The sequence below is a fragment of the Pedobacter flavus genome (genome assembly GCF_036324285.1).
Lineage (GTDB): Bacteria > Bacteroidota > Bacteroidia > Sphingobacteriales > Sphingobacteriaceae > Pedobacter > Pedobacter flavus.
Genome location: NZ_JAZDQU010000001.1, coordinates 548,443 through 574,677 on the forward strand (window position 1 = coordinate 548,443; position 26,235 = coordinate 574,677).

General features: G+C 34.4%; 21 protein-coding genes. 7 read left to right on the plus strand and 14 right to left on the minus strand.

From position 1 onward, the window contains the following. The 6 genes from VRU49_RS02510 to fumC all read right to left on the minus strand — a co-directional run bounded on the left by VRU49_RS02510 (position 1) and on the right by fumC (position 6,405). The gene (locus VRU49_RS02510) at positions 1-2,190 is read right to left on the minus strand and encodes a carboxy terminal-processing peptidase (protein ID WP_330145200.1); all 2,190 of its coding nucleotides are present in this window, start codon (positions 2,188-2,190) and stop codon (positions 1-3) included. A 155-nt stretch (positions 2,191-2,345) separates the two neighbouring features. Then, the gene (locus VRU49_RS02515) at positions 2,346-3,017 is read right to left on the minus strand and encodes a hypothetical protein (RefSeq protein WP_330145201.1); all 672 of its coding nucleotides are present in this window, start codon (positions 3,015-3,017) and stop codon (positions 2,346-2,348) included. A 147-nt stretch (positions 3,018-3,164) separates the two neighbouring features. Then, the gene (locus VRU49_RS02520; protein ID WP_330145202.1) at positions 3,165-3,728 is read right to left on the minus strand and encodes a DUF1543 domain-containing protein; all 564 of its coding nucleotides are present in this window, start codon (positions 3,726-3,728) and stop codon (positions 3,165-3,167) included. Beyond that, a complete protein-coding gene (locus VRU49_RS02525) occupies positions 3,721-4,509 on the minus strand; it encodes a S1/P1 nuclease (protein WP_330145203.1) in 789 nt (262 codons plus the stop codon). The genes VRU49_RS02520 and VRU49_RS02525 overlap by 8 nt, the downstream gene beginning before the upstream one ends. Positions 4,510-4,519: 10 nt before the next feature. Then, complete coding sequence (locus VRU49_RS02530; RefSeq protein ID WP_330145204.1) at positions 4,520-5,008, minus strand: fumarate hydratase; 489 nt, start codon at positions 5,006-5,008, stop codon at positions 4,520-4,522. Further along, on the minus strand, positions 5,008-6,405 hold the full coding sequence (fumC, locus tag VRU49_RS02535; protein WP_330145205.1) for a class II fumarate hydratase: 1,398 nt from the start codon (positions 6,403-6,405) through the stop codon (positions 5,008-5,010). Before fumC ends, VRU49_RS02530 begins: the two co-directional genes overlap by 1 nt. 180 nt (positions 6,406-6,585) lie before the next feature. Here fumC and VRU49_RS02540 point away from each other — a divergent pair, with 180 nt between their 5' ends. From VRU49_RS02540 to VRU49_RS02555, 4 genes are all read left to right on the plus strand, one after another. Continuing rightward, positions 6,586-7,911 (plus strand): TlpA family protein disulfide reductase, encoded by a 1,326-nt coding sequence (locus VRU49_RS02540; RefSeq protein ID WP_330145206.1) that lies wholly within the window; start codon positions 6,586-6,588, stop codon positions 7,909-7,911. Further along, positions 7,908-9,659, plus strand: coding sequence for a sensor histidine kinase (locus VRU49_RS02545; protein ID WP_330145207.1), 1,752 nt, complete (start codon positions 7,908-7,910; stop codon positions 9,657-9,659). The genes VRU49_RS02540 and VRU49_RS02545 overlap by 4 nt, the downstream gene beginning before the upstream one ends. Before the next feature lie 19 nt (positions 9,660-9,678). Continuing rightward, positions 9,679-10,422, plus strand: a complete 744-nt coding sequence (locus VRU49_RS02550) for a LytR/AlgR family response regulator transcription factor (RefSeq protein WP_330145208.1) — start codon at positions 9,679-9,681, stop codon at positions 10,420-10,422. Between the two features lie 86 nt (positions 10,423-10,508). Beyond that, complete coding sequence (locus VRU49_RS02555; protein ID WP_330145209.1) at positions 10,509-11,711, plus strand: serine hydrolase domain-containing protein; 1,203 nt, start codon at positions 10,509-10,511, stop codon at positions 11,709-11,711. A 12-nt stretch (positions 11,712-11,723) separates the two neighbouring features. Here VRU49_RS02555 and recG read toward each other — a convergent pair whose 3' ends face one another. The 5 genes from recG to VRU49_RS02580 form a co-directional block, all read right to left on the minus strand. Beyond that, entirely contained in the window at positions 11,724-13,829 is a 2,106-nt protein-coding gene (gene recG, locus VRU49_RS02560; protein WP_330145210.1) for an ATP-dependent DNA helicase RecG, read from the minus strand. A gap of 2 nt (positions 13,830-13,831) precedes the next feature. Then, positions 13,832-14,740: an EamA family transporter gene (locus VRU49_RS02565; RefSeq protein ID WP_330145211.1), complete on the minus strand. Its 909-nt coding sequence runs from the start codon at positions 14,738-14,740 to the stop codon at positions 13,832-13,834. A 2-nt stretch (positions 14,741-14,742) separates the two neighbouring features. Next, complete coding sequence (locus VRU49_RS02570) at positions 14,743-15,117, minus strand: RidA family protein (RefSeq protein ID WP_330145212.1); 375 nt, start codon at positions 15,115-15,117, stop codon at positions 14,743-14,745. 7 nt (positions 15,118-15,124) lie between these two features. After that, positions 15,125-15,247 carry a DUF6728 family protein gene (locus VRU49_RS02575; protein WP_330145213.1) on the minus strand — a complete coding sequence of 41 codons (123 nt, stop codon included), beginning with the start codon at positions 15,245-15,247 and terminating at the stop codon, positions 15,125-15,127. Positions 15,248-15,335: 88 nt separating this feature from the next. Further along, on the minus strand, positions 15,336-16,676 hold the full coding sequence (locus VRU49_RS02580; protein ID WP_330145214.1) for an OmpA family protein: 1,341 nt from the start codon (positions 16,674-16,676) through the stop codon (positions 15,336-15,338). Between the two features lie 168 nt (positions 16,677-16,844). Here VRU49_RS02580 and VRU49_RS02585 point away from each other — a divergent pair, with 168 nt between their 5' ends. Next, a complete protein-coding gene (locus tag VRU49_RS02585; protein WP_330145215.1) occupies positions 16,845-18,134 on the plus strand; it encodes an aminopeptidase P family protein in 1,290 nt (429 codons plus the stop codon). On the opposite strand, the gene meaB is transcribed toward VRU49_RS02585, so the two are convergent. After that, positions 18,121-19,020 (minus strand): methylmalonyl Co-A mutase-associated GTPase MeaB, encoded by a 900-nt coding sequence (gene meaB / locus VRU49_RS02590; RefSeq protein WP_330145216.1) that lies wholly within the window; start codon positions 19,018-19,020, stop codon positions 18,121-18,123. The two genes, VRU49_RS02585 and meaB, sit on opposite strands and share 14 nt — an antisense overlap. Before the next feature lie 201 nt (positions 19,021-19,221). On the opposite strand from meaB, the gene VRU49_RS02595 reads away from it, so the two are divergent. Both VRU49_RS02595 and VRU49_RS02600 read left to right on the plus strand, forming a co-directional pair. Next, positions 19,222-21,048: an ABC transporter ATP-binding protein gene (locus VRU49_RS02595; RefSeq protein WP_330145217.1), complete on the plus strand. Its 1,827-nt coding sequence runs from the start codon at positions 19,222-19,224 to the stop codon at positions 21,046-21,048. Positions 21,049-21,051: 3 nt separating this feature from the next. Beyond that, positions 21,052-21,852 (plus strand): hypothetical protein, encoded by an 801-nt coding sequence (locus VRU49_RS02600; protein WP_330145218.1) that lies wholly within the window; start codon positions 21,052-21,054, stop codon positions 21,850-21,852. Between the two features lie 93 nt (positions 21,853-21,945). Here the strand turns inward: VRU49_RS02600 and infB are convergent, their stop codons facing one another. Continuing rightward, positions 21,946-24,936 (minus strand): translation initiation factor IF-2, encoded by a 2,991-nt coding sequence (gene infB / locus VRU49_RS02605; RefSeq protein ID WP_330145219.1) that lies wholly within the window; start codon positions 24,934-24,936, stop codon positions 21,946-21,948. A gap of 60 nt (positions 24,937-24,996) precedes the next feature. After that, positions 24,997-26,235, minus strand: coding sequence for a transcription termination factor NusA (gene nusA, locus VRU49_RS02610; RefSeq protein WP_330145220.1), 1,239 nt, complete (start codon positions 26,233-26,235; stop codon positions 24,997-24,999).

Genomic DNA, 26,235 nt, shown 5'->3' on the forward strand with positions numbered 1-26,235 from the left:
TTAATTTCTTAAAGCTACTTGATTATTTAAAACGATATAATCCGCTATAATTCTTAAACTTTCATCTTTTAGAAAATCCTTTGTAGTTTCTTTAGTTATTTTATCGCCCTTTTTTAATAATGGCAATCCTTTAACTGCTCTAATTTCATTTGCTCTTTTTAAGTTCTTTGCTTCCAATAAATCACGCTCAGCTTTTAATTTATCTTCATTTAAAGAAACTGACACCTCAGAACTTCTACGATTTAATTCCTGGATATCTTCTAACAAATATTTAAACTCTAAAGATTTAACCATCCTGTCTTGATGATTTTTAAGAAGTTGATCTTTAATGTTATCAATAGACAATGGTAATTTAGAATAATTAGATTTTGCAACATAGTCATAAGGTAATGCAGCAGGCTCTGTATCTTCTCCAATTTTATCAACTGGATAAATAGATGGGAAACTAATATCTGGAACAACACCTTTGTGCTGTGTGCTTCCACCGCTTATTCTATAAAACTTACCCATGGTTAAATTTATTTGACCCATTTCTGGAATCTCTAAATTTGATGGTCTAACAGTAACACCTTCTTTTTTATTTTCAGTGTCCTTTTTAATAATTGCTGCAGCAATTTGCTCTAAAATATTAGGCTTTACTATTCTGTTTAAGTCAATTACAGACTGTACAGTTCCCTTTCCATAGGTTTGGGTACCCATAATAATTCCACGTCCATAATCTTGAATAGCGCCAGCAAAAATTTCAGTTGCAGATGCACTCAATCTATCCACCATTATCCCTAACGGTCCATTCCAAGCCGCACCAGGAGAAGGATCATTACTTACTGATACGTTTCCTCCAAGTTCTTTTACCTGTACAACAGGTCCTTTATCAATAAACAAACCAGTTAACTCTATAGCCTCTAAAAGAGATCCTCCTCCATTAGCTCTAAAGTCCATCAAAATTCCATCTACTTTATCGATATTTTTTAAAGTGTCTAGAATTAGTTTTACATCCCTGGTTGTACTCTTATAATTTTTATCTCCAGCCTGCATAGCTTTAAAATCAGCATAAAAACCAGGAACGGTAATTACACCCATTTTAAAATTTCGACCTTCAAAATTTATATTTTGGATTTCCTTTTGAGCAGATTCATCTTCTCGAACTATTTGTTCTCTAATAAATTCCACTATCACAGGCTTAGCTGTCATTTCCATACCTGCAGGAATAATTTTCAATCTAACCTTTGTTCCTCGTGGCCCTTTTATTTTAGAAACACTGTTATCAATTCTCCATCCAATTATATCTTCAAACTCTCCATCACCTTGTGCAATAGCTATAATTCTATCTCCAGCATGTAATTGCTTGGATTTAAATGCAGGTCCGCCAGGTAAAATTCTTTCTACTGATAAAATCTCATTTTCTAACTTTAAACTTGCTCCAATTCCATCAAATGTTCTAGCCATTTCTTCGTTATAAGCCTCAGCATTTCGAGGGTTATAATAATTGGTATGTGGATCTATTGAGTTAGTAAAGGCATCCATTATAATTTGAAAAACATCTTGACTGTTAATCTTCGAGTTTTGAGATTTAACATTCTCATATCTTTTTCTAATGGTTTCTACACTTTTTTCTGGTGTAGTTCCCGCTATTTTTAAATTTACTAAGTCGTATTTAACTCTTTTCTTCCATTGTTCATTCAAGCCAGTTTGCGAAGAAATCCACGGCATCTTTTCTCTATCGTAGGTATAAGATTCATTTGATTTAAATGAAAATGGTTGGCTCACTTGTTTTAAAGAAAAATCTATAAAATCATTATATCTCTTTAAATAGATATTGAAAATATGAAATGTAGAACCTAAATCCCCATTTCTTAAATCATCATCCAGTGTATACCTGTAAGCCTCAAATTCCTTAATGTCAGAGGCCAAAAAATAATTTCTTGAACCGTCTAGTTTCTTAATATAGTTATCTAATATTACCGAAGATATTGAATCGTTTATCTTAACTTCTTTGAAATTATATCGCTCAATCATCTTAACCAGCTCTCTCGCTATTAAGCCTTGCTGTGGTTCTGGCATAATGTTAACCATCCCTGGAACAATTTTCTGTTCCTTAGGCCCCGCAGACGCCTGACAAGCGATCATAACCGCAGTTAATCCTATAAATAATGCGCCTCTTAACATTTCTTTAATTTTTTTAAAATTCATCCTTACTTAACCTACTGCCAATTTGGTACCAATTTACCAAATTACCTGAATTGATACAATAAAGTTATAATCTAACTTTTAATCTGTACTATATTGGACCCAATACAGTTAGAAAAATTACAGAAATACGAGAATTTGATATTCTTATGAAAATCTTAACGACTTTTATCCTTTAAATCGTTCCTAACTGTGGTAATTTGAGCATGAAACTCATTTGTATTGGCATTTTTTGCCAATATTTCAGCTCTATTTAAATCAGCATTCGCTAATAAGAAATCGCGTTTTTTAATTTTTAAACGAGCAATATCAATTACGCTCTCTATATAAGCTATTTTATTTGAAGTCTCTAGTGCTAAAATACCTTGTTGAGTGAAAAACCATAAAGACTCAGTAAACCTACCTTCTTCTAAATAAATTTTTCCCAACTCCTGGTAAGTTTTCATTTCACCTGTTTTACTGCCCAACTTTGCATAAGTCTTTAAAACAAGATTCATTACTATATCTTCAGCTACTTTATAATTTTTTAAAGCCCTGTGAACAATGCTCATTTTAATTAATGTAGATGCATACATACTATTTAACTTGGCATTGCTATACTCATAAGCCGCCTTTCCATAAAGCGTTAATGCGTCATTAAGCCTCCCCATTTTTTCTGATTTTTCTGCCTCCATTAAAAAATTATTAGCAAAAATTTCATCTGGATTTGCAATACCTAAATGCTTAACCAAAATATATTGATTGTCATCATAAGCATGCAGAAATCCTTTAGAAAAAGCCAAACTAGGTGCCAAAAAAAGGAAAAACAATAAAAATAGTTTGTTACTCATTAAAAACAAATATAACGAAAAAATCATATAAACAATTACAAATCAACATACTATAAATTGCTTATTATTTACGGGTTTAAAAAGGAATGAGATCTTTTAATCACGAAAACGAAGTCTAAAAATTATCTTAAGTTCTTTTTATAAAACCTAAGATAATTTCTTCAAAGGCAAATAGCCTAAATTTATTTCATCAATTAATGGATTTTGCACCTCATTTAAATGAATATAGAATCTGCTTTTAAAATTTGGGTTCAAAACTTCTTCTAATTCATAAATATCATCTACATCTAATGCATATTTATCATCAATATGAGAAACAGCTCCTGGGAAACCCATAGATGTATAAAACTCGGTTTCTTTTGCTCTTTTAATAGCTTCTGCCTTATTATTTGCTGCAACCAGCATCATAAAATGTGGTTCACCAAAATACCCAGGTTTATAACCCCCTAGATTTATAAAATATAAGTTAACGGGTCTTTCAACTTGTGGAAAAGTCTCTAATTTAACTTCATAGTTATCTACAAATCGCACACATCGCCAAGCATCAACATGAAGATCACCTTGAACTTCTGGCCAAAAATCTATTAAATCACTTTTTAAATCAACCAACTTTTTTCCTGCGCCAAAAAATATATCGTGTTGTTCTGTAAATCTACCTGAAGGCTTACAGCCTACCAACACCATAAAAAGATTTGTTGATTGATTATCCATAAATGGAATTCAAAATAGCAGCTAATCTTATTCCGCCATTTCTTAACTGAGTGTTTAACAACCCTAAAAATTGATAATTATATTGATAGCTTAAATTACTATTTACTGCCGTCTTAGCATAAATTGTATTACATGCTAAGTATGAATCGTAAATAGCATCCTTTAAATTACTTTTCTTAATATTTACCAAATCAATAGGAGAAGCATTATTCACCGCATTAGCATATTCAGTATAACTTAATCCCTGGAAATCTACAAGTTTACTATCCCATACACTATGTAAATTGGTTTTATCATTAAACCAAGTTACATAAAATCTATTCCCACCTAAATCAGCTTTTCTAGCTGTATGCATAGGCTGATGTAAATCGCCAACAAAATGAATAAGCAATCTTAAAGCCATTAGTTTTTCTGAAGCGCTACTTTTAGAACTCTTCAAAGTAGCAATCATTTCATTGGTTTTATTATAAATATTAGGCGTTGTATCATCGTCTAAAAACTTATGAACTCCTGCTTTATCTAACCCCTCAGGTAAGTTTACATAATGCCAGCTATCAATGTGCTTGTAAGCAGAATCGGATTTCACAAAATCCGCCCAATTACTTGCCATAGCAATACTTTCATAACCTAAAATTTTCTTTATCGCTAATCTAGCTTTTACTGAAAGATGTTTATCTGCCACTTCACCAACAACTCTATGTCCGGTTAATCCCCAAGCATAAACTTGAGAAGGCAGATATAAAAACAAACTAAAAATTCCAGCTAATAAGTATTTTTTCATGATTTTAATTTTATAATGGTTTTGGAGTGCATGTCGATTTTTCTGTCTGCGTAAAATTTGCTTCTAAATTGTTTGACAAATCACGCATACTCATTTTTCCTTCCTCCGATTTTAATAAAAGAAAATTATGCCTGTAACTACCAATGTTGTAGCATCCAGAAATTTTCTGTTTATAATTTTCCTTTGTATAGGTTCCTTTAAGAAATAAACTATCTCCTTTTAACGCATAAATTCCTTTAGCATACTCTTTCCTATCTCCATTTGTGGCACAGGTATCATTAAAATGATTGATCTGGTTTTTTACCAATAATTCGAGGTAGAATGAATCGCAGCTAAATTTAAATTTATGCAAGGTATAATTTTTCAAATCTGTGTCTATCGCATCTTGAATCCAAACACCTTGCACTTGCGGATATCCTTCACCCTGTATGTCTGGAAGCCTTTTACAACCCACTACGATTGAAAGAAATAGGAAAAATATAAATAAGAGATTTCTCATTATTTTAAACTACCTACCATATCCTCAGGTCTAACCCACTCGTCAAATTGAGCTTCTGTTAACAGACCCAAACTTACCGCAGCTTCTTTTAATGTTGTATTTTCTTTATGTGCCTTTTTTGCAATTTTCGCAGCATTTTCATAACCCACATGTGGATTTAAAGCGGTTACCAGCATCAACGAATTTTGCAAATGTTTCTTTATCTCTGGCTCGTTTGCTAAAATACCTTCAGCGCATTTATCATTAAACGAAACACATGCATCGCCTATTAATCTCGCAGATTGCAATACGTTTGCAGCAATTAATGGTTTAAATACGTTTAACTCGAAATGTCCTGTTGCACCACCAATGGTTACAGCCACATCGTTACCCATTACTTGCGCACATACCATTGTTAACGCTTCTGGTTGAGTTGGATTAACCTTACCAGGCATAATTGAAGACCCAGGCTCATTATCTGGAATGATTAATTCTCCAATTCCACATCTTGGGCCCGAACTTAACATACGAATGTCGTTCGCAATTTTCATTAATGATACGGCTGCTCTCTTAAAAGCAGCAGATAGCTCTACCATGGCATCGTGGGCTGCCAAAGCTTCAAATTTATTTGGCGCAGTTACAAACGGCAAGCCTGTTAATTCTGCAATTTTTTTTGCTACCAATACATCGTATCCGTTAGGCGTATTTAAACCAGTACCAACTGCAGTACCACCTAAAGCCAATTCAGATACCATTTCTAAGGCATTTTTAATAGCTCTAATACTATTGTCTATTTGTTGTACATATCCAGAAAACTCTTGTCCTACTGTTAATGGAGTGGCATCCATAAAATGGGTACGACCCGTTTTAACGATATGGTTAAATTCTTGCGCTTTTTTATGTAATGTATTTCTTAACTTTTCTAATCCAGGGATAGTATTCTCAACTGTTAATTTATAAGCAGCAATATGCATTGCTGTTGGATACGTATCATTTGAAGATTGCGATTTATTAACATCATCGTTTGGATGCAAAACTTTTACTTCATCGCTCAACTGTCCGCCGTTTAAAACATGTGCACGGTAAGCAATTACTTCATTAGCATTCATATTGCTTTGCGTACCAGATCCAGTTTGCCAAATAACCAATGGAAATTGATCGTCTAACATCCCCGACGTGATTTCGTCACAAGCTTGAGCGATCATTGAAGCTTTTTCTGCAGATAATACACCTAATTCTGTATTCGCTAATGCTGCAGCTTTTTTCAAATATCCAAACGCATGTATAATTTCTTTAGGCATAGATGCCTCCGGACCAATTTTAAAATTGTTTCTAGAACGCTCAGTTTGCGCTCCCCAATATTTATCTGCAGGGACCTTTACTTCCCCCATTGTATCGTGTTCTATTCTAAAGCTCATGGTATTCAATTTATTGTACAAACTTACTCATTTCTGTTCTTTGTATAAACCTTTGATGTCAATAAAAGGTAGAAATTCTGTTAAGGAGCTGAACAATACTAATTGATAGGGCACAGAAACTAGTTGCTACTTCTCATCAAAACAAATTGATTGCAGTTTTGGAAAATCAAATTATAGAAAATGAAAAAGACATTGATCTTCCTTTTGCTCACTTCATTTGCACAAATAGCGCAAGCCCAAATTAAAATTTCTGGGAGAATAGCCAATATTAAAGAAAAACATGTTGAACTACTATACCAAGGCAATAAAGACGGATTGGTAGACAGTATTCCCCTACAGGAAGATGGCTCTTTTACTTACGAAAACAAAAACATAAAAACACCTCATAGAATGAGCATCACCAACAGAAAGGTGGTTCAAATTCAACTTTTTATGGCTCCAGGTTATGACCTAAGTATTACGGTAGATGCAAGCGACAAAGAAACGTATAAAAAAACGCTTAGCTATTCTGGAGGCCTAGGTTCCATGACCAATCGTTATTTTTCCAATACTAGCAAAATTGACAGTATTTTCAACGATGCAAACAAAGATCCTTACAAAGAATATTTTTATGACGGATTAAAAAAAGATAAGAAATTCTCTGCTTTTTATACGCTTCTTGAAAAAAATTATGCGAATTCCGCTAAACTAGAATGGCGGGAAATGGAGGATAAATTTGAACAGTTGGGTTATGTTAAAATATTTGACGTGTTAAATGATGCTACAAACTTAAATAGCACGCTATTCACTTGGATATTAGAGATATTTCCTGCCTTCTTAAAGAATTATTATGTAGTAACAGATGAAAAATTACTAAATCAAACTTATCCAAATCTGCACATTACCTCCATTACTTTCTCTGGTGCCGTTTATGATCACGTAGCAACAATTCTGTTAAAGAGGAGCATTGAAAACGCCATTCTATTCGAAGATATTCAAGAACTCTATACTTATATCCAAAAACTTAGTGTTGAGCCACAACAAGAGATTTTAAATCTTTTGAATTCAAGGAAAGGCGAATTGGAACGCCTACAAGCCAATCAACCCTCTCCCACTTTTGCACTTAAAGATCTAAATGGCAAGACGCATCATCTGTCTGACTTTAAAGGGAAAGTAGTCTATATAGACATTTGGGCAAGTTGGTGCGGCCCCTGTTTAGATGAAAACCCTTTTTTAAAAAAGATCAACAATCAATTTAAAGACAACAAAGATTTGGCTATAATTAGCATAGCTTCCTTTGACGCCAAATACAGAGATAGAAGAATCAAAATCATAGAAAAAGACCAAATGGATTGGCTGCAATTAGAGGATACAGACGACAGCTTTGCTAAAGCCTACCAAGCTTTTGCCATTCCTAGATATATCATACTTGATAAAAAGGGCAACATCGTAAATAGTGATGCGCCTAGACCAAGTAATCCAGAAAAATTAATCCCTATTTTAACCCGCGAATTGCAAAAGAAATGAAACATCTATTATTCTTATTTTTAATACTCTCCACTTTAACTGCAACAGCAAGGCAGACTGAGACCGACACACAGAAAAAAGTTGTGGGCACAGATTCTACATCCACAAAAGATATGGTCTTCATTGGTAGCACATGGATGGAGCGTCGCAACGCTACGCCTGAACAATTGAGAATTTTACGCGTTTCAGAAAAAATGGAGTCGATGAAGAAAGATCACTTTTCTACTTACCTCCAAATACTTTCAAGCAGTCAAAGAAAGTCTTTGCTCTTAAGATTCAAGAAAGATACAGCTCCCACTTTATTTAAATCCCATAAATTTCAAACAATTATAGTCAACGGAAAAACAGAACTTGAGATAGCTGATGCTTACATCACACCCGATAACGCAGAAAATTATTTATACAGAATTGTGAAAAATGAATCCGAGACCCTGATTCCTTGGAAAAAAGCGACAGAGTTCAGAAAGACAAGAGATGGCAAATTTACATATGCTTACTTAGGTAAAATTTCCAGTCAAGAGGCCGGAAATACCCGTATTGAAGTACAACATCTTTCAAATTACAACGACAAAGACTTAACCATTATTGATTGGAACCAGCCAAAAAAACCAAATCTTGTAACCTATTTAGGTTATTATCCAAAAAATGAGACAAATCTAATTTCTTACCCACTACAAGAAGAATTAGAAAACCCCGCCCAAAAATTGAATTTTATTGAAAGTGAGGGATTAAATAATATAAAGATTAGAATGGGCGACAGCCTATCTACCATACAATTTCTCCGTCTAAGTAGTGCGTACAACTTTTCGGTAACGCTAAAAAGCACCATCAATAAAAACGAAACAATACAGTTGGGAACTACAAACGGGAACTTTAGTTTGCACAAAGCCATTTGGGAAAAAGCAGGTGAGTACGCTATTACTTTTACCCCAGAAATGAATAAGTACGACGGCACACGCCATCTACTAAACGACAAAGCTTATACATTTAAATTTACTGTATTGCCACCCTTAGATGGAGTGGAAAAATTTACCTCGAAAGAACTTTTATTGTTATTCACTTCAGTTCTTTTACTATCCGGTTTAATTATTTATATAGTTTTAAAAAAAACTAGGCTGCAAAATGACAAAAAGCTTAGACAAGAACAGCAGAAAAAAGAATGGATTAAAACCCAATTATCAACCGTAAGATTACAACTAAACCCACATTTTATATTCAATGCGCTCTCAAGTATTCAAAATTTAATGAACAAAAATGCCATTGAAGAAAGCAACAGTTATTTAGCAAAATTTGCAAGAATTACTAGACAAGCTTTGAATGAAAATGAGTTGATTACCATTGCTGAGGAATCAAAATTTCTGGACGACTACCTACAAATGGAACAACTTAGAAATCCATTTCTATATGAAATAAATGTAAACCAAGCACTCAACAAACAAAACATAGAAATTCCAAGCATGCTATTGCAACCCATTGTGGAAAATGCAGTAAGACATGGTGTCAATGGTAAGGAAAAGGGAAAAATATCTATCCAGTTTTACGCAGAAAAGGAGGCGCTGGTTATAAGTATTGAAGACAATGGAAAAGGATTTGACATGAAGCAGAAAAGTACAGGACTAGGTCTTAGCCTAAGCAAAAAAAGAATTGAGCTGTTAAATGCGCTCTATCCTGAAAACACATTTAGCCTAAAAATAAAGGCTTCTGATGCAGGAACCCTAGTGAAAATTTATTTAGAAGATTGGCTTTAAGTTCCGTATATTTACCTGTATGATACGAGCCATTCTAGTTGATGACGAGCCTTCAAATTTGGAGAACTTAAGTACACTGCTAGCCAGATACTGTCCTCAAGTAGAAGTTGTAGGCACAGCACAAAATATAAAAGATGCGCAGCGCCTACGTCAAGATTTAGAGCCCAACCTCATCTTCTTGGATATTCAACTAAATAAGGAACTAGGATTTGAGTTGCTTAGACTTATTCCCCACAAAACTTTTGAAGTAATATTTGTTACCGCCTTTGATCATTATGGAATTAATGCAGTGAAATTTGCCGCCTTAGACTATCTTTTAAAACCGGTGGACATTGAAGAACTGAAGAACGCAGTTGATAAAGCACAAACTAAATTAATGCGCGAAACTCAGAATAAACAATTGGCATTTCTAATTCAACACCTGCAGAAACTTGATCAAGCCAACCCCAAAATTGCGCTCCCTCAACAACACGAAATAAGATACTTGAATATTGGAGAAATTATAAGGTGCCAGGCAGACAACACTTATACCCATTTTTACTTGCAGAACGGAGAATGTATCTTAATTTCAAAAGCGCTAAAAGAATATGCAGACTTGTTGCAACCCCATGGGTTTATAAGAACACACCAAAGCCATTTGGTGAATCCAGCATTTGTTAAAAGCTGGCTTAAGGAAGATGGTGGCACTTTGTTGTTGACAGACGACAGCAAAATCCCTATCTCAAAACCCAACAGAGAAAATGTAAAAAACAAGTTGGTTTAGAGGATTAGCGCAATGTTTAAAACTCTTTTGCGTTAAAAGGTTTGAATTTTCCTAATTTCAACCCAACAAACAAACACGACCACTGAATGCTTTTTAGACCATACATACTCCTTTTCTCCCTTTTTACGCTTTTCATAACATCTTGCGCAAGTCCAGAGGAAAAAGCTAAACGAATAGAAGAAAATAAAAAAATTAGAGTCCCTGAAGACGACCAAGCAGACAGCTTACTTTTGGCATACGACCCTAAGAAAGGCGACAAATGGATTGCTGATTTTGTTACAAATCTTCACAAAAGGCATGGCTTTAACGGCAATATGTTGGTAGCTAAAAAAGGCAAAATATTGTATCAAACGGCTATTGGTTGGGCAGATTACTTGCATCGCGATAGCTTAAAAATAAAGTCTGAATTTGAATTGGCGTCTGTAACCAAACCATTCACAGGAACTGCCATCATGCAATTGGTGGAGGCAGGAAAGCTGGATTTAAAGGACGATGTAAAAAAGTATTTCCCAGATTTCCCTTACGATGGCATCAACATTGAATTATTGCTGACACATAGAAGCGGAATGATGAACTATGTCTATTTCACAGATGGTATCTGGAAAGACAAGAAGAAACCCATGAGCAACATGGATGTAATGCAATTAATTGCAGAACACAAACCAGCTCGTTACATGAAGCCCGATGTTAAATTTCATTATAACAACAGCAATTATATGGTGCTTGCTGCCATCATTGAAAAAGTAACTGGCGTTTCTTTTGCAGAATATGCGATGGACAAAATTTTCAAACCCGCAGGGATGAAGAACACACACGTTTATTCTACTACCGCTTATTCTAAAATCCCTGTCGACGTAGTTGGGCACGATAGAACCTGGCGCTATTCTGTGGTTCAAAATTTCTTGGACGGGCCAGTAGGCGATAAAGGGATTTATTCTACGGTTCACGACTTGTTGTTGTTTGACAAATACTTGCGCAATGGTCGCCTGCTAACCGACAAAAGTCTAGATTCTGCTTACGTAGGCAGAAACAAGCCAGAGCATGGTCGCTTTAACTATGGCTATGGATGGAGAGTATTTGAAGGGAAAAACAAGGTGGTTTACCATACGGGTTGGTGGCATGGATTTAGAAACATCTATGTGCGAGATTTGGAAAATGAAGTGGTAATTATTTTCTTAGGCAACCTAACCAATGCTAGTTTAACGCACTTAGACGATCTTTATAAATACCTAAAAGTCCCTGTCATTAGAAGAGGTGCTTGGAGTGGAAATATGTCGGAAGAAGACTAGATTTTAGCTGAGTTAAGAGATTTTATCCAATCGGATTCCTTGATTCTCTTGATCTAAATGATACTTGAGCAACACATGATCTGGTGCCTGCAGCATTGGATCTTGCTCAAATATTTGAACTACCGTAGCCCTCGCTTCTTTTAGAATAGCATGGTCTGTAGTCAGATTTGCAATTTTAAGGTTCAACACACCACTTTGCTGCGTACCCGCCAAATCTCCAGGCCCCCGCAGTTGCAAATCTGTCTCGGAAATCTCAAATCCATTATTGGTTCTTACCATAGTTTCAATCCTAAGCTTTCCTTCATTAGACAGCTTATTTCCGGTCATCAAAATACAATAGGATTGGTCGGCACCCCTTCCCACTCTCCCTCTCAATTGATGCAATTGGGAAAGCCCAAATCGTTCAGAGTTTTCAATCACCATTACACTGGCATTTGGAACATTTACGCCCACCTCAATTACAGTGGTTGCCACCATAATTTGCGTTTTACCTTCCACAAACCGCTGCATTTCATATTCCTTTTCGGCATTGCTAAGCTTTCCGTGTACGATGCTAATCTGGTACTCAGGCAAGGGAAATTGATATCTTAACTGTTCAATCCCAGCTTCTAAATTTAATAAATCTAATTTTTCACTTTCCTTTATTAATGGATAAACCACATAAACCTGCCTACCAAGATCTATTTCCCTCCTTATAAACCCAAACATTCTTAAGCGCTGCCCCTCTGTAAAATGGTGTGTATTGATAGGTTTTCTACCCGCTGGAAGTTCATCTATCATTGAGACATCCAAGTCACCATATAGAGTCATTGCCAATGTACGGGGAATTGGAGTTGCAGTCATCACCAACACATGTGGAGGAATATTATTTTTCTGCCATAATTTAGCACGCTGCTGTACGCCAAATCTATGTTGTTCATCTATAACTACTAGTCCAAGGTTATTAAACTTTACCTTATCTTCAATTAAAGCATGAGTACCTACTAAAATATCTATTTCTCCTGCTTCTAGTTGTTTATGCAATATTTCTCTCTGTTTCTTGGTTGTGCTACCCGTTAATAAGGCAATTTTTATAAGATTTTCTCCAACCAATTCCTGAATAGAATGAAAATGTTGTCGAGCCAAAATCTCCGTAGGTGCCATCATACATGATTGATAACCGTTATCTACTGCCAGCAACATAGACATCAATGCAACTACAGTTTTACCACTCCCCACATCTCCCTGCACCAACCTATTCATTTGAATCCCTCGCTGGGTATCTAACCTTATCTCTTTTATAACTCGCTTTTGCGCTCCAGTTAGAGGAAATGGTAAATGTTGATTGTAAAAAGTATTTAGTTTTTCCCCAACTTTAGAAAAGACCATTCCTTTATACTTTAATTGTCTAACCAGCTTGCTGTGCAACATTTCCAGCTGTATAAAAAATAACTCTTCAAATTTGAGCCTTCTTTGAGCATTTTTCAATGCTTTTAAATCTTGAGGAAAATGAATATTTTGGATAGCCGTTTTAAGCGGCGGAAGTTTATATTTCTGTAAAATGTAAGAAGGTAGAGTTTCTTTTACATGATGCAAATACACCTCTAAAGCATGCTCAATTATTCGCTGAATACCTTTACTATCTAGAAAAGACTTTTTTAGCTTTTCTGTTGAATTATAAACAGGTTGTAAAGTAGAATTACCTATTAACCCTTCTGTGCGTGGATAAGATTCAATTTCTGGATGCGCAATACTGAAAGCTCCATTAAAAAAGTTGGGCTTACCAAAGGCAATATAAACCTTCCCTACCTGAATGTTTTCGTCTATCCACTTTATACTTTGGAACCAAACGAGCTCCATACTTCCGGTGCTATCAGAAAATTTTACAACTAAGCGCTTTTTAGGGCCTTCACCAACCAATTGTTTGGAGTTTACCTTACCAATTATTTGTACTAATGGTAAGTCTTCATTTAGGGCACTTATTTGATAAAATTTTGTACGATCTATATATCTAAAAGGATATAATTTAAATAAATCGCCAACGGTTTTAATATTCAATTCTTTAGATAGAATATCTGCCTTTCGCGATCCAGCGCCTTTTAAATAGGTTAATGGGTATGGAACAAAATTCTCAATCAAGATTAAACAGTTCTTTTTGCAGAGGTTACTTCTTTAATTAACTTGGAATTGAATAAAATTACAGAAAAAAGAAGTAAAGTATATGCATAAATCTGATGACTATCTATTTTTACTTTGAAATAAAAGATTGCCACCATAAATGCTATAATCGGATTTAGATAAATTATTATGGCTAATGTTGACGATGGTAGCCCGATTAAAGAATATAAGCTTAAAAATAAAGGTAATATGGTAAACAGAATGGATATTAACAAAATATTACCCCAAAATAAACCACTCTCAGGAACCGATTCGTGTTGATACAAATAAAATGGCAGCATTAGTAAGACTGAAAATATAAACTGTACAGCCAACACATTCAATTTGTCTACATGCTTCATATTTCTTTGAATTATTAAATAGCCAGTGTATAATGAAGCGATGATTACTGACCAAACTACTTCAATAAATGAACCACTAGATAATAAACAAACACTTATTAGTGCTATAACCAAGGAAATGAATTGCACTTTACTTAATTGCTCTTTTAAAAAAATATATGCTGCAAATGCAGTAATTAATGGACACACCATATAAGCAAAAGCCCCTGAGGTAATGCTTACATTGTTTACAGCATAAATAAAGGTGAACCAATTTAAAGACAATAATACGCTTGATGCAATAATCTGTAAAAGCAATTTTCGCTGGTTTTTCTTAGATTCGTTTTTAACAAACTCAATATCCTTTCGAAATTGCTTTTTCCTAAATATTAAAATGCATACCCAGATTAGTGCTAAAGAAACAAATGTCCTATAGTATAGAATTTCTTCCGATTTAAAAGCCTGAAGACTTCTTAAAGGAATAGCGAAAAAGCCCCAAATAGCAACGGAAATAATCCCGGCTAAAAAGTAGCGTAAATTATTTTTAAACAAGACTAAGGGTTGTAAACGGTAACAGAAATTTCAACATTTACTGATCTTGGAAGTGTTTTAACTGCTACAGTTTCTCTCGCTGGAAAATTAGATGTAAAATAACTACCATAAACTTCATTAACTTCTGCGAACAAACTCATATCTGACAAAAAGATAGTTGTTTTTACAACCTTAGAAAAATCGCATCCTGCCTCATCTAAAATCGCTTTAATATTCTTCATTACTTGATGTGTTTCATTCTGAATATTATCCATCACTAACTCACCAGTAGAAGGATCAAAAGCCACTTGACCAGAACAAAATAAGAAATCGCCAGCTTTTACTGCTTGGCTATAAGGTCCAATTGGAGCGGGCGCATTGTTGGTATTTATGATCATAACTAAATTAGTTTAAGTATTGTATTAATTTATACACAATCCCAGCAACGAAAACAGAGATGGCTATAATATTTATTACATACATAACTTTCACATTAAAATTCTTGTTTTTTGGAGTAGGATTCTGCATACACAAAATTAGCAAATACAATTAGAATAAAAACAAAAAGCCCTGCATCTTTTTAGATGCAGGGCTTTTAAGTATTAAATGTTAAATCTTAGTTTCTTGAAGACTGAACACGACGGTTTTGAATACGTCCTTCTTCAGTATCATTAGAAGCAATTGGATTAGCTTCACCAAAAGCTTTAACAGTGATAGTGCTAGCACCTACACCAGAGTTAACTAAATAAGTTTTAACTGAATTAGCTCTGTCTCTAGATAATTTCATATTGTATGCAGCAGTACCTTCGCTTGAAGCGTATCCGCTTAAAGTTACTTTACTGTTGTTTTCACGCAATAATGAAGATAATTTATCTAAAATTGGATATGCTTCTGTTTTTAAAACAGCGCTATTATATTCGAATTGGATTGGCTCCCAACCAGAAACTGAAGTAACTACTGCTTGAGTATTGTTAACTACAGTTGGAGCTGGAAGTGGACATCCTGATCCGTCAACTTTAGTACCAGCTGGAGTTCCAGGGCATTTGTCGAACATATCAGCAACACCGTCGCCATCGCTATCTTTTTTCATATCTTCTACAGAACGCTCGATGTTAGAAACACGGTTTTTCAACGCTTCTAATTCTTGACGTAAGCTAGGATCTTTTAACTCATCATACATCATTGCTAATGGGTTAACCCAGTCTAAGTTCGGTTTTGAAGCAGAACCTAAAGAGAATTCTAATCCAGCAGTTGTGTATGAGAATTTATCGTTAGATGGTTGTCTTGCATAAGTTGCATCAACGTTATCACCATCAACAAAGTTCATAGTGTAACCTAAATTAAAGCTAACGCGATCAGAAACTTTAAACTTAACACCAGCACCTACTGGAATATAAGCTTGTTTCACATAGTCTTTATCACGGTTAGATCCTGCAACACCTTTCCAGTCGAAAGTTGTACCATTAGATAAAGTACCAGATGGAGCGAAAGCAATTAAACCCATACCAGCAGTAACGAAGAAGTTAACTGAATTCTCACGACGTAAGAAATCAACTGTTGCTACATTAACAACACCTCTTAAATCAACTGAATAACCGATTTCAGTTTCGTAGTTAGTACGACCGAATTGGGTACCACCTGCTTTTTCGTTATTTCCAGATAATGTACCACGGAATAAATTTCCTTCTAAGCCGAATGCATGACCTAGTTGTTTACGTAATGAAACACCGTAACCTAAATTCACATCCCAGTTTGAGAAGTCATTTGCGCCACCGGTTAACACAACAGGTGCTAATACACCGCCATGTACACCTACAGACCAAGTTCTATATTGGCCTCTGCCACCAAAAACTTTGGCAGACGATGTAGATGCTTCCTGAGCGCTTGCAAGAGTCGTAACTCCTAAGACTGCTACTAAAGAAGCAATTACACCTTTTCTAAAAGTAGAATAATTCATAATTTTCTTTTTTAAGGTTAAACAATTTTACTAAAACAATTTTTTTGTAAAGCAAAATTACACAAATATTTAAATTTTCAAAACAGTCATACAAAAGCCGTTCCAAAATGTATAAATTTTGCTATTATAATTATATTTGAACAAATATACATACAAATATTAATTCTTATGAAATATAAGGTAATTAAACCAAAATTGTTTGAAAAAAATAGAAATAATTTTACAACCCACCTGAAAAACAATTCTATAGCCATTTTTCAATCTAATGATGAGTTCCCAAGAAGTGGAGATCAAGCATTTAATTTTAAACAAAATGCCGACTTATTTTACCTTTCAGGAATTGACCAAGAACAGACAATTCTGTTGCTTTTTCCAGACTGTCCGAATCCAGTGTATAGAGAAGTGTTATTTTTAAGAAAAACAAACGACTTAATTAAAGTTTGGGAGGGACATAAATACACTAAAGAAGAAGCTTTTGAAACTTCTGGCATAAAAAAAATATGCTGGATAGATGAATTCGACTCGGTTTTACAAAGTATAATTCATTATGCCGAAAATATTTACTTTAATTCTAATGAGAACGACAGGTATACACATGTGGTACCTTATAGAGATATTAGATTTGCAAATGATATAAAATCAAAATATCCATTCCACAATTATTTTAGAAGCGCCCCAATTCTAAGAGAATTACGCGTAATTAAGTCGGAAGATGAAATAGAATTAACCCAAACAGCTTGCGATATTACCTCTAATGCCTTTAACAGAGTGCTTAAATTTACAAAGCCCGGTGTAATGGAATATGAAATCGAAGCAGAAATTATTCATGAATTTATTCGAAATAAAGCAACTGGACATGCCTATTCGCCTATAATTGCTTCAGGCCTTAACGCTACCGTTCTGCATTATGTAGAAAATAATCGACCATGTAAGGATGGCGATTTAATTCTAATGGATTTTGGCGCAGAATATGGAAATTATAATGCAGACTTGTCTAGGACTATCCCGGCAAACGGAAGATTTTCGGCTCGACAAAAAGATGTCTACAATTCAGTACTACATGTATTCAAAGAAACTAAAAAAATACTCCGCCCTGGCATAAGTTCTGTAGAGTATCATGAACACGTTGGCCAAATAATGACCGAACAATTGGTCAATCTTAAATTAATAAGTTTGGAAGATGTAAAAAACCAAAATCCAGAATGGCCTGCTTATAAAAAATATTTTATGCATGGCACTTCTCATCATTTAGGTATAGATGTACATGATTTTGCCAATAAATTTACACCTTATGCCGTTGGAAATATTTTGACCATTGAACCAGGTATATATATTCCGGAGGAAAATTTAGGCGTAAGAATAGAAAATGATGTATTGATTACCGAAAATGGATTACATGATTTTATGGCAAATACACCAATTGAAATTGAGGAAATAGAAGAGATTATGAATGGCTAATCCATTTCTCAACAAACTTATATAAATTGAAATTTTCATTTTTCATAGCTTCATTTACTTCTAAATGAAGCTTTTTTTTGTCCACATCTTTCATCCTAAAATGAGAAATTAATTGATACGCCTTGTCTGTCATCAATAAAAATTTCCTATGGTTTTCTATTTCCTTTAGTTGAAGTAGATAATTGGTTAAATCTTCAACCCCTATTGATTTATCTGCAATTGTCTTAAATACTGGAATTTCTTGATGCTGTTGCTTGATTTGTTTTATTAAATTATTTGCAAATGTATCGGCCCCAGCTCTATCAGCTTTGTTTACTACAAATACTTGTGCAATTTCCATCAAACCTGATTTTATATTTTGAATTTCATCACCCGCCTCAGGTACCAATACTACCATGCTACAATCTGCAATACCCGCAATGTCTACTTCCGACTGTCCTACACCAACTGTTTCTATAATGATTAAATCGAATTTGGCAGATTTAAGCAGTTCTGTCATTTCTATAATGTTAACTGCCAAACCACCTAATGAACCTCTTGTGGCTATAGAGCGAATAAAAACATTTGGATTGTTAAAATGACGAGACATACGAATTCTGTCGCCTAACAATGCTCCAAAATTAAAAGGGGAGGTTGGATCTACTGCTAAAATGGCAACTTTCTTTTCTCTTTTAACCAATTCTTCGGTTATTGAGTTCACTAAAGTACTTTTACCAGCTCCTGGAGGACCAGTAATTCCAATTATAGGAATATTTTTAACGCTTACAGTAGATAATAATTCTTTAGACTGGGGTAAATTATTCTCTACAACTGTAAGAGCTCTAGCTATATCTTTGAAATTTCCACTAGAAACTCCCTCAACCAATTTCTTAATCTCTAATTTCATTATTTGCAAATAAAGGGAATTTGCTTGATTTTGTTGCCATCTATTCAATTATTTTAAACAGCATTGATTATATATTTTTGATTCCATTTCCTATAAAATTCGATTTATTTAAACTGCGAAAAAATAAAAATCCATTTTAAAATTCAAATAGAGTAAAAAGCAAAACTATGATATTCGTATCTTTACCTTAAATATCATTAAATGAAGACATATTTTAGATTGCTTTCTTTTGCTAAACCTCTAGAAAAGTTTGCTATTCCTTATATCCTTACCACTTTACTTTATATCATCTTTTCTACCCTAAACCTAACTTTATTGTCGCCATTATTCGACACTTTGTTGGCAGATGGTAATGAAGTGGCGCCAACAGCTTTACCAGTAGAGTCTTCTTATGATGTAACGAAGCACTTAAAAAACTTAGTGGTATTCTCAATAGACAAGTATGGTTTATCTGAAACCCTGTTATATGTTTGTATCACTATCGCTATTTCTGCATTTCTTTCTAATTTTTTCAGATACTTTTCTCAAAGGTTTATGGAAGATTTGAGGGTACATACTTTATTAAACTTAAGAAAATCTGTTTTTAATAATGTTATGAACTTAGATGTAGGCTATTTCAATAATGAGAGAAAAGGCGATATTATTTCTAAAGTAGCTTCAGATGTTCAGGTAGTTCAATTTTCGGTTACCAATACGCTTCAAGTGGTTTTTAAAGAACCAGCAACTATGATATTTTACATGGTGATTTTAATTTCTATTTCACCACAATTAACACTCTTTTCATTATTGGTAATCCCAATTTCGGCATTTGCGATTAGTAAAATTGTAAAACGCTTAAAAAAACAAGCTACAACGGCTCAAGAATCTTTCGCAAAAATGATTGGATTTTTGGATGAGGCATTAAGTGGAATTAAAATAATTAAGGCTTTTAACGCCACATTTAGAATTAAAGAAAAATTCCAAAAAGAGAATGTTTTCTTTTCTAATATCAATCGTAAAATTGTGCGCCGACAACAATTGGCCTCTCCCGTATCAGAGTTTTTAGGTATAGTTATGGTTGCCATAATTGTATGGTATGGAGGAACTTTAATGATTAATAAGGAGGCTGATGCATTAACTGTTCCTGCTTTTATAGGCTATATTGCGATTTTTTCGCAAATTATGCGTCCGGCTAAGGCTTTAACAGATTCTTTCTCTACAATTCATACTGGAATTGCTGCAGGTGAAAGAGTTTTAGAATTAATAGACACAAAACCTACATTGATAGAAAAAAACGACGCTAAACAGATTAAAACCTTTAATGAAAAAATTGTTTTTAACAATGTTAGCTTCAAATACAATGAAAAATTAGTTTTAAACCATATAAATTTTGAAGTTAATAAAGGCGAAGTAGTTGCATTAGTTGGTCCTTCTGGCGGAGGAAAAAGTACAATTATGGATCTTATTCCTAGGTTTTATGACCCCATTTCGGGAGATATTTTAATTGATGGACTAAACTTGAAAGAGGCTAATTCAGACTCTTTACGCGCTTTAATGGGTATTATTAATCAAGAGTCTTTCTTGTTTAACGACACTATCTACAATAACATCGCTTTTTCTAATCCTAATGCCACTCCAGAAGAGATTATGAATGCTGCCAAAATAGCGAATGCTCATGATTTCATTATCCAAACAGAAAATGGATATGATACTTATGTTGGCGACAGAGGGAACAAATTATCTGGCGGACAAAAACAACGATTATGTATTGCAAGAGCTGTATTATCTAATCCACCTATTTTGTTAATGGACGAGGCAACTTCTGCATTAGATACAGAGTCAGAAAAATTAGTTCAGCATGCTTTAAATGATTTAATGAAAAACCGAACTTCTATAATCATAGCGCATAGATTAAGTACTATTCAACATGCTGATAAAATTATAGTAATAGAAAATGGGGAGATTGTTGAGTCTGGAAACCATAATTCTTTATTAAAAAAAGACGGATTATATAGTAAATTAATAAGTATGCAGGCTTTTAAAGAGTAAACAATGATTGATGCACTGAAATTAAGTCGACCGATTCAAAACGAAGCTTATCTCTTTGATTTTTCTATTTGCACCCTCGTTACCCGAAAAGAAGAATACAATGAAATGCTAAATTCTTTTATTGAAAAAGGGTTTAATTCTGCTAATTGTGAATTTCTTTATGCTGATAATGCCGACCAAAATAATTTTGATGCATTTACAGCAATTAACTTATTTCTGCGTAAAGCCCAAGGAAAATACATTATAATTTGTCACCAAGATATAATTCTCCATCAAGATGGAATAAATGAATTAAATGCTTGTTTAAAAACCTTAGACCAGACCGATCCAAAATGGGCAATTTGTGGTAACGCAGGGGCGGTTGGACCAAACTATATCGTATTTCACATCACCTATCCACCTAATACATTCTCAAAAAAAGGCCAACTACCTTTAAAAGTAAATAGTCTAGACGAGAACTTTTTAGTTATAAAAAACAGCGCATTATTAAAAGTATCTAACGATTTATCAGGTTTCCATTTCTATGGTACAGACCTAACTTTGCAAGCCCAACTAAATGGCTTTTCTGCCTATGTAATCCCGTTTAATTTAATGCATAAAAGCAAGGGGAATAAGAATGAGGAATATTATATAATTAAAAAGCGTTTAATTAAGAAATACAATCAATTCTTTAGAGCAAGGTGGATACAAACCAACACTACAGAATTTTATTTATCAGGCTCTCCTTTTAATTGGCTCGTTTCCAACAAATTTTTTCTGTTTTTCTCTAAAATGGCAAATGGTTTAAAAAAGAGGTTGAAATAAGTCTCTAAATCATTTATAAACATAATAATTTCTGCATTTCACAAAAAAGGCTCCAATAAAATTGGAGCCTTTAAGTATAAATAAATAAGATTATTATAATTTACGTTTAACTTCAACTTGTTCGTAAGCTTCAACAATATCACCAACTTCAATATTATTAAAGTTATTAATATTTAAACCGCATTCATAACCTGCTGAAACTTCTTTTACATCGTCTTTATAACGTTTTAACGAAGCTAACTCGCCTGTATAAACAACAACACCATCTCTAACAATTCTAATTTTACTATTTCTATTGATTTTACCATCTAATACCATACATCCGGCGATAGTACCAACTTTAGTAATTTTAAATGTTTCTCTGATTTCAACGTTAGCAACAATTTTCTCTTGGAATTCAGGTGCTAACATACCTTCCATTGCCGCTTTAATTTCGTTAATAGCGTCGTAAATAATAGAATAAAGTCTAATATCTATTTGTTCTGCTTCAGCTAATTTTCTTGCTCCCATTGAAGGTCTTACTTGGAAACCAATAATAATTGCGTCGGAAGCAGATGCTAATAATACGTCGCCTTCAGAAATTTGACCAACACCTTTACTAATGATATTGATTTGAATTTCTTCAGTAGAAAGTTTTAACAATGAATCTGATAAAGCCTCGATAGAACCATCCACATCACCTTTAACAATTAAGTTTAACTCTTTAAAGTTTCCAATTGCTAAACGTCTGCCGATTTCATCTAAAGTAATATGTTTTTGAGTACGTAAACCTTGCTCACGCATTAACTGTAAGCGTTTATTTGCAATATCTCTAGCTTCAACTTCGCTTTCTAATGCATTAAAACGATCTCCAGCCGTTGGCGCTCCTTGCATACCTAATACTTGAATAGGTACTGAAGGACCTGCTGATTCTACTTTTTGACCGCGTTCATTAAACAATGCCTTAACTTTACCGCTATAACTTCCAGCAAGTATAGGATCACCAATTTTTAATGTACCACCTTGTACTAAAACAGTAGTAACAATACCACGTCCTTTGTCTAAGGCAGATTCTATAACTGTACCAACAGCTCTTTTATTTGGATTTGCTTTAAGCTCTAATAATTCAGCTTCAAGTAATACTTTATCTAATAATAAATCAACGTTTAATCCGCTCTTGCTTGAGATCTCTTGTGACTGGAATTTACCACCCCAATCTTCAACCAAAATATTCATAACCGAAAGCTGTTCTCTAATTTTATCAGAGTTAGCACCTGGCTTATCAATTTTAGTGAAAGCAAATACCAATGGTACACCTGCTGCTTGAGCATGATTTATAGCCTCCTTAGTTTGTGGCATCACGGCATCATCTGCTGCAATTACAATAATCGCAATATCCGCAGCTTTAGCACCACGCGCACGCATCGCAGTAAATGCTTCGTGACCAGGAGTATCTAAGAAAGTTACTTTCTTTCCAGAATTTGTAGTTACCATATAGGCACCTATGTGCTGAGTAATACCTCCGGCTTCACCAGCCACCACATTTGCTTTACGAATATAATCTAACAATGAAGTTTTACCATGATCTACGTGACCCATGATGGTTACAACAGGTGCACGATCTTGTAAATCTTCTGGTGAATCTTCTTCTTCAACAATATCGTCTTCATCATCTGGTTTCACGAATTGAATTTCATAACCAAATTCATCAGCAACAATTGTTAAAGTTTCGGCATCTAAACGTTGGTTAATAGAAACAAACATTCCTAAGCTCATACAGGTTGCTATAATTTTAGTAACCGGTACATCCATCATATTTGCTAACTCATTAGCTGTAACAAATTCTGTTACTTTTAATATTTTAGATTGCGATTCTAATTCTAAAGCTGCTTCTTCTGCAGAAAGCGCTACATCGTCTCTTTTTTGGCGACGAAGTTTTGCTCTTTGAGCGAATTTACCAGATTTACCGGCACCACTTAATCTAGCAAGTGTTGCTTTAATTTGATCTTGAATATCTTTTTCTGATGGTTCTTCTTTTGGACCAGCATTTGCACCTGGCTTACCTCTAAAATTACCTTTATTTGCTCCGCCTCTAAAATCTGGCTTGTTACCTTGGTAACCACCCCCTTGTCCAGGACCTCTTTGAGGATTGTTTCCTGTATTATTAGGGTTTGGTGTGCCTGGAGTAGTAGGCGTCTTTTTACGTTTACGTTTACGCTTCGCATCTGCATCGCCCGATGAAGCAACTGGTTGGTTTCTTCTATCAGGGGTAGTAGGAAGCACAATTTTCCCTATAATATTTGGACCAGAAAGTTTAGCTGCTCTTGCTTTAATAACTTCATTACCCGCATCTGGGTTTTGAGGTTTTGCTACAGGAGCTTCTTCTTTTTTAACTTCCTTAACTACCGGCTTTTCAACTTTTGGAGGAGTTATCGGAGCAGCTGGTGCCTTTTCTACAACAGGCGCAGGAGTAGCTGGCTTTTTAGTCTCAACTTTCTCAACCTTTTTAGATACTTCCTGATGTTGAGCTTTATTTCCTTTTCCTCTATTTGAGAAATCACTTAAATCTATTTTACCCACAACCTTAACACCCGTTCTTGGTGTATCAATTGTTTCTTGAGGTTTAACCTCCTCAACTGATACTTTTTCTACTGGCTTTTCAACCGGTTTTACCTGTACAGGTTCAACTGGTTTCTCAACTGGCTTTTCTACTGCCACAGGTTTTTCTTCTACAACAGGTTGTGGAGTAGGTGCAGAAGTAGGAGCTGGTTTTTCATTTGAACCCGGGAAATTGTGAAGGTTTTTTATTAAAACACCTTCATTTTCAAAATCATTACCCTTTCTAATTGGCTCAGCAGGTTTTTCAGAAACTTCGGACTCGTCGCGACGAATTTTACCAATATTTATTTGGTTAGCTTCTTCTTTTACGATTTTATCACCTTGAAACTCTTGCAACAATGATTGATACATGTCTTTATCAAGTTTCGTAGTGGGCTTATTTTCCACAGCAAAGCCTTTCTTTTTCAAAAAGTCCACTATAGTCGCTGTTCCGACATTTAGCTCTTTAGCCGCTTTAAATAAAATTATTGGTTTGTCGTCTGACATTGATTTTCCTCTTTTTTCTATTTATTATACAAAAGTAATGTTTTAAATTAATGAAAACTATTACTCAAATTCTGATTGCAAAATATTTATAACCTCTCGGATGGTTTCTTCTTCTAAATCTGTACGCTTTACTAATTCGTCAACGCTCAATGCTAAAACACTTTTTGCTGTATCTAGCCCTATTGCTTTTAACTCATCAATAATCCAGTTATCGATTTCATCTGAGAATTCTTCTATATCCACATCTTCTTCTTCTTCTCCTGCTTCTCTAAACACATCTATTTCATAGCCTGTTAATTTACCAGCTAATTTAATATTATGTCCGCCTCTACCAATTGCCAATGAAACTTGATCTGGTTTTAAATATACAGACGCATGTTTTGTTTCATCGTTTAATTTAATAGATGTAATTTTTGCAGGACTTAATGCACGTTGAATATATAATGAAATATTATTTGTGAAATTAATAACATCTATATTTTCATTTTTCAACTCTCTAACGATACCGTGAATTCTAGATCCTTTCATTCCAACGCAAGCTCCAACTGGATCAATTCTATCGTCATAAGATTCTACTGCAACTTTTGCACGCTCTCCTGGTTCCCTAACAATTTTCTTGATCGTAATTAATCCATCAAAAATCTCAGGAACTTCAATTTCAAATAAACGTTGTAAAAACTCAGGTGCAATTCTGCTGATAATAATTTTAGGCGTAGCATTTACCATATCTACTTTTAAAATCACCGCACGAACTGTATCTCCCTTTTTGAAATAATCAGCAGGAATTTGTTCAGTTTTAGGCATCAACAACTCATTACCCTCATCATCAAGCACTAAAGTTTCCTTTTTCCAAACTTGATAAACTTCACCCGTTACAATTTCCCCAACTCTATCTTTATATTTCTTAAATATTTCGTCTTTCTCTAATTCAAGCACCTTAGAAACTAAAGTTTGGCGAGCAGCTAAAATGGCTCTTCTTCCAAAACTTTCTAAAGTAATTTGCTCAATATAATCATCACCAACCTCCATGTCTGGATCCAAAAGTTTAACTTCAGCTAGTTCAATCTCAAGATCATCATCTTCAGAAAACCCATCCTCCATTACTCTTCTTGTACGCCAGATCTCCAAATCTCCGTTATCTGGATTCACAATTACATCACAATTCTCATCAGTACCGTATTTCTTACGAATCATACTTCTGAAAACTTCTTCCAACACACTAATAACCGTTGGACGGTCTATATTTTTAAAATCCTTAAACTCCTGAAAAGAGTCTATTAAGTTTATATTGCTGCTCAT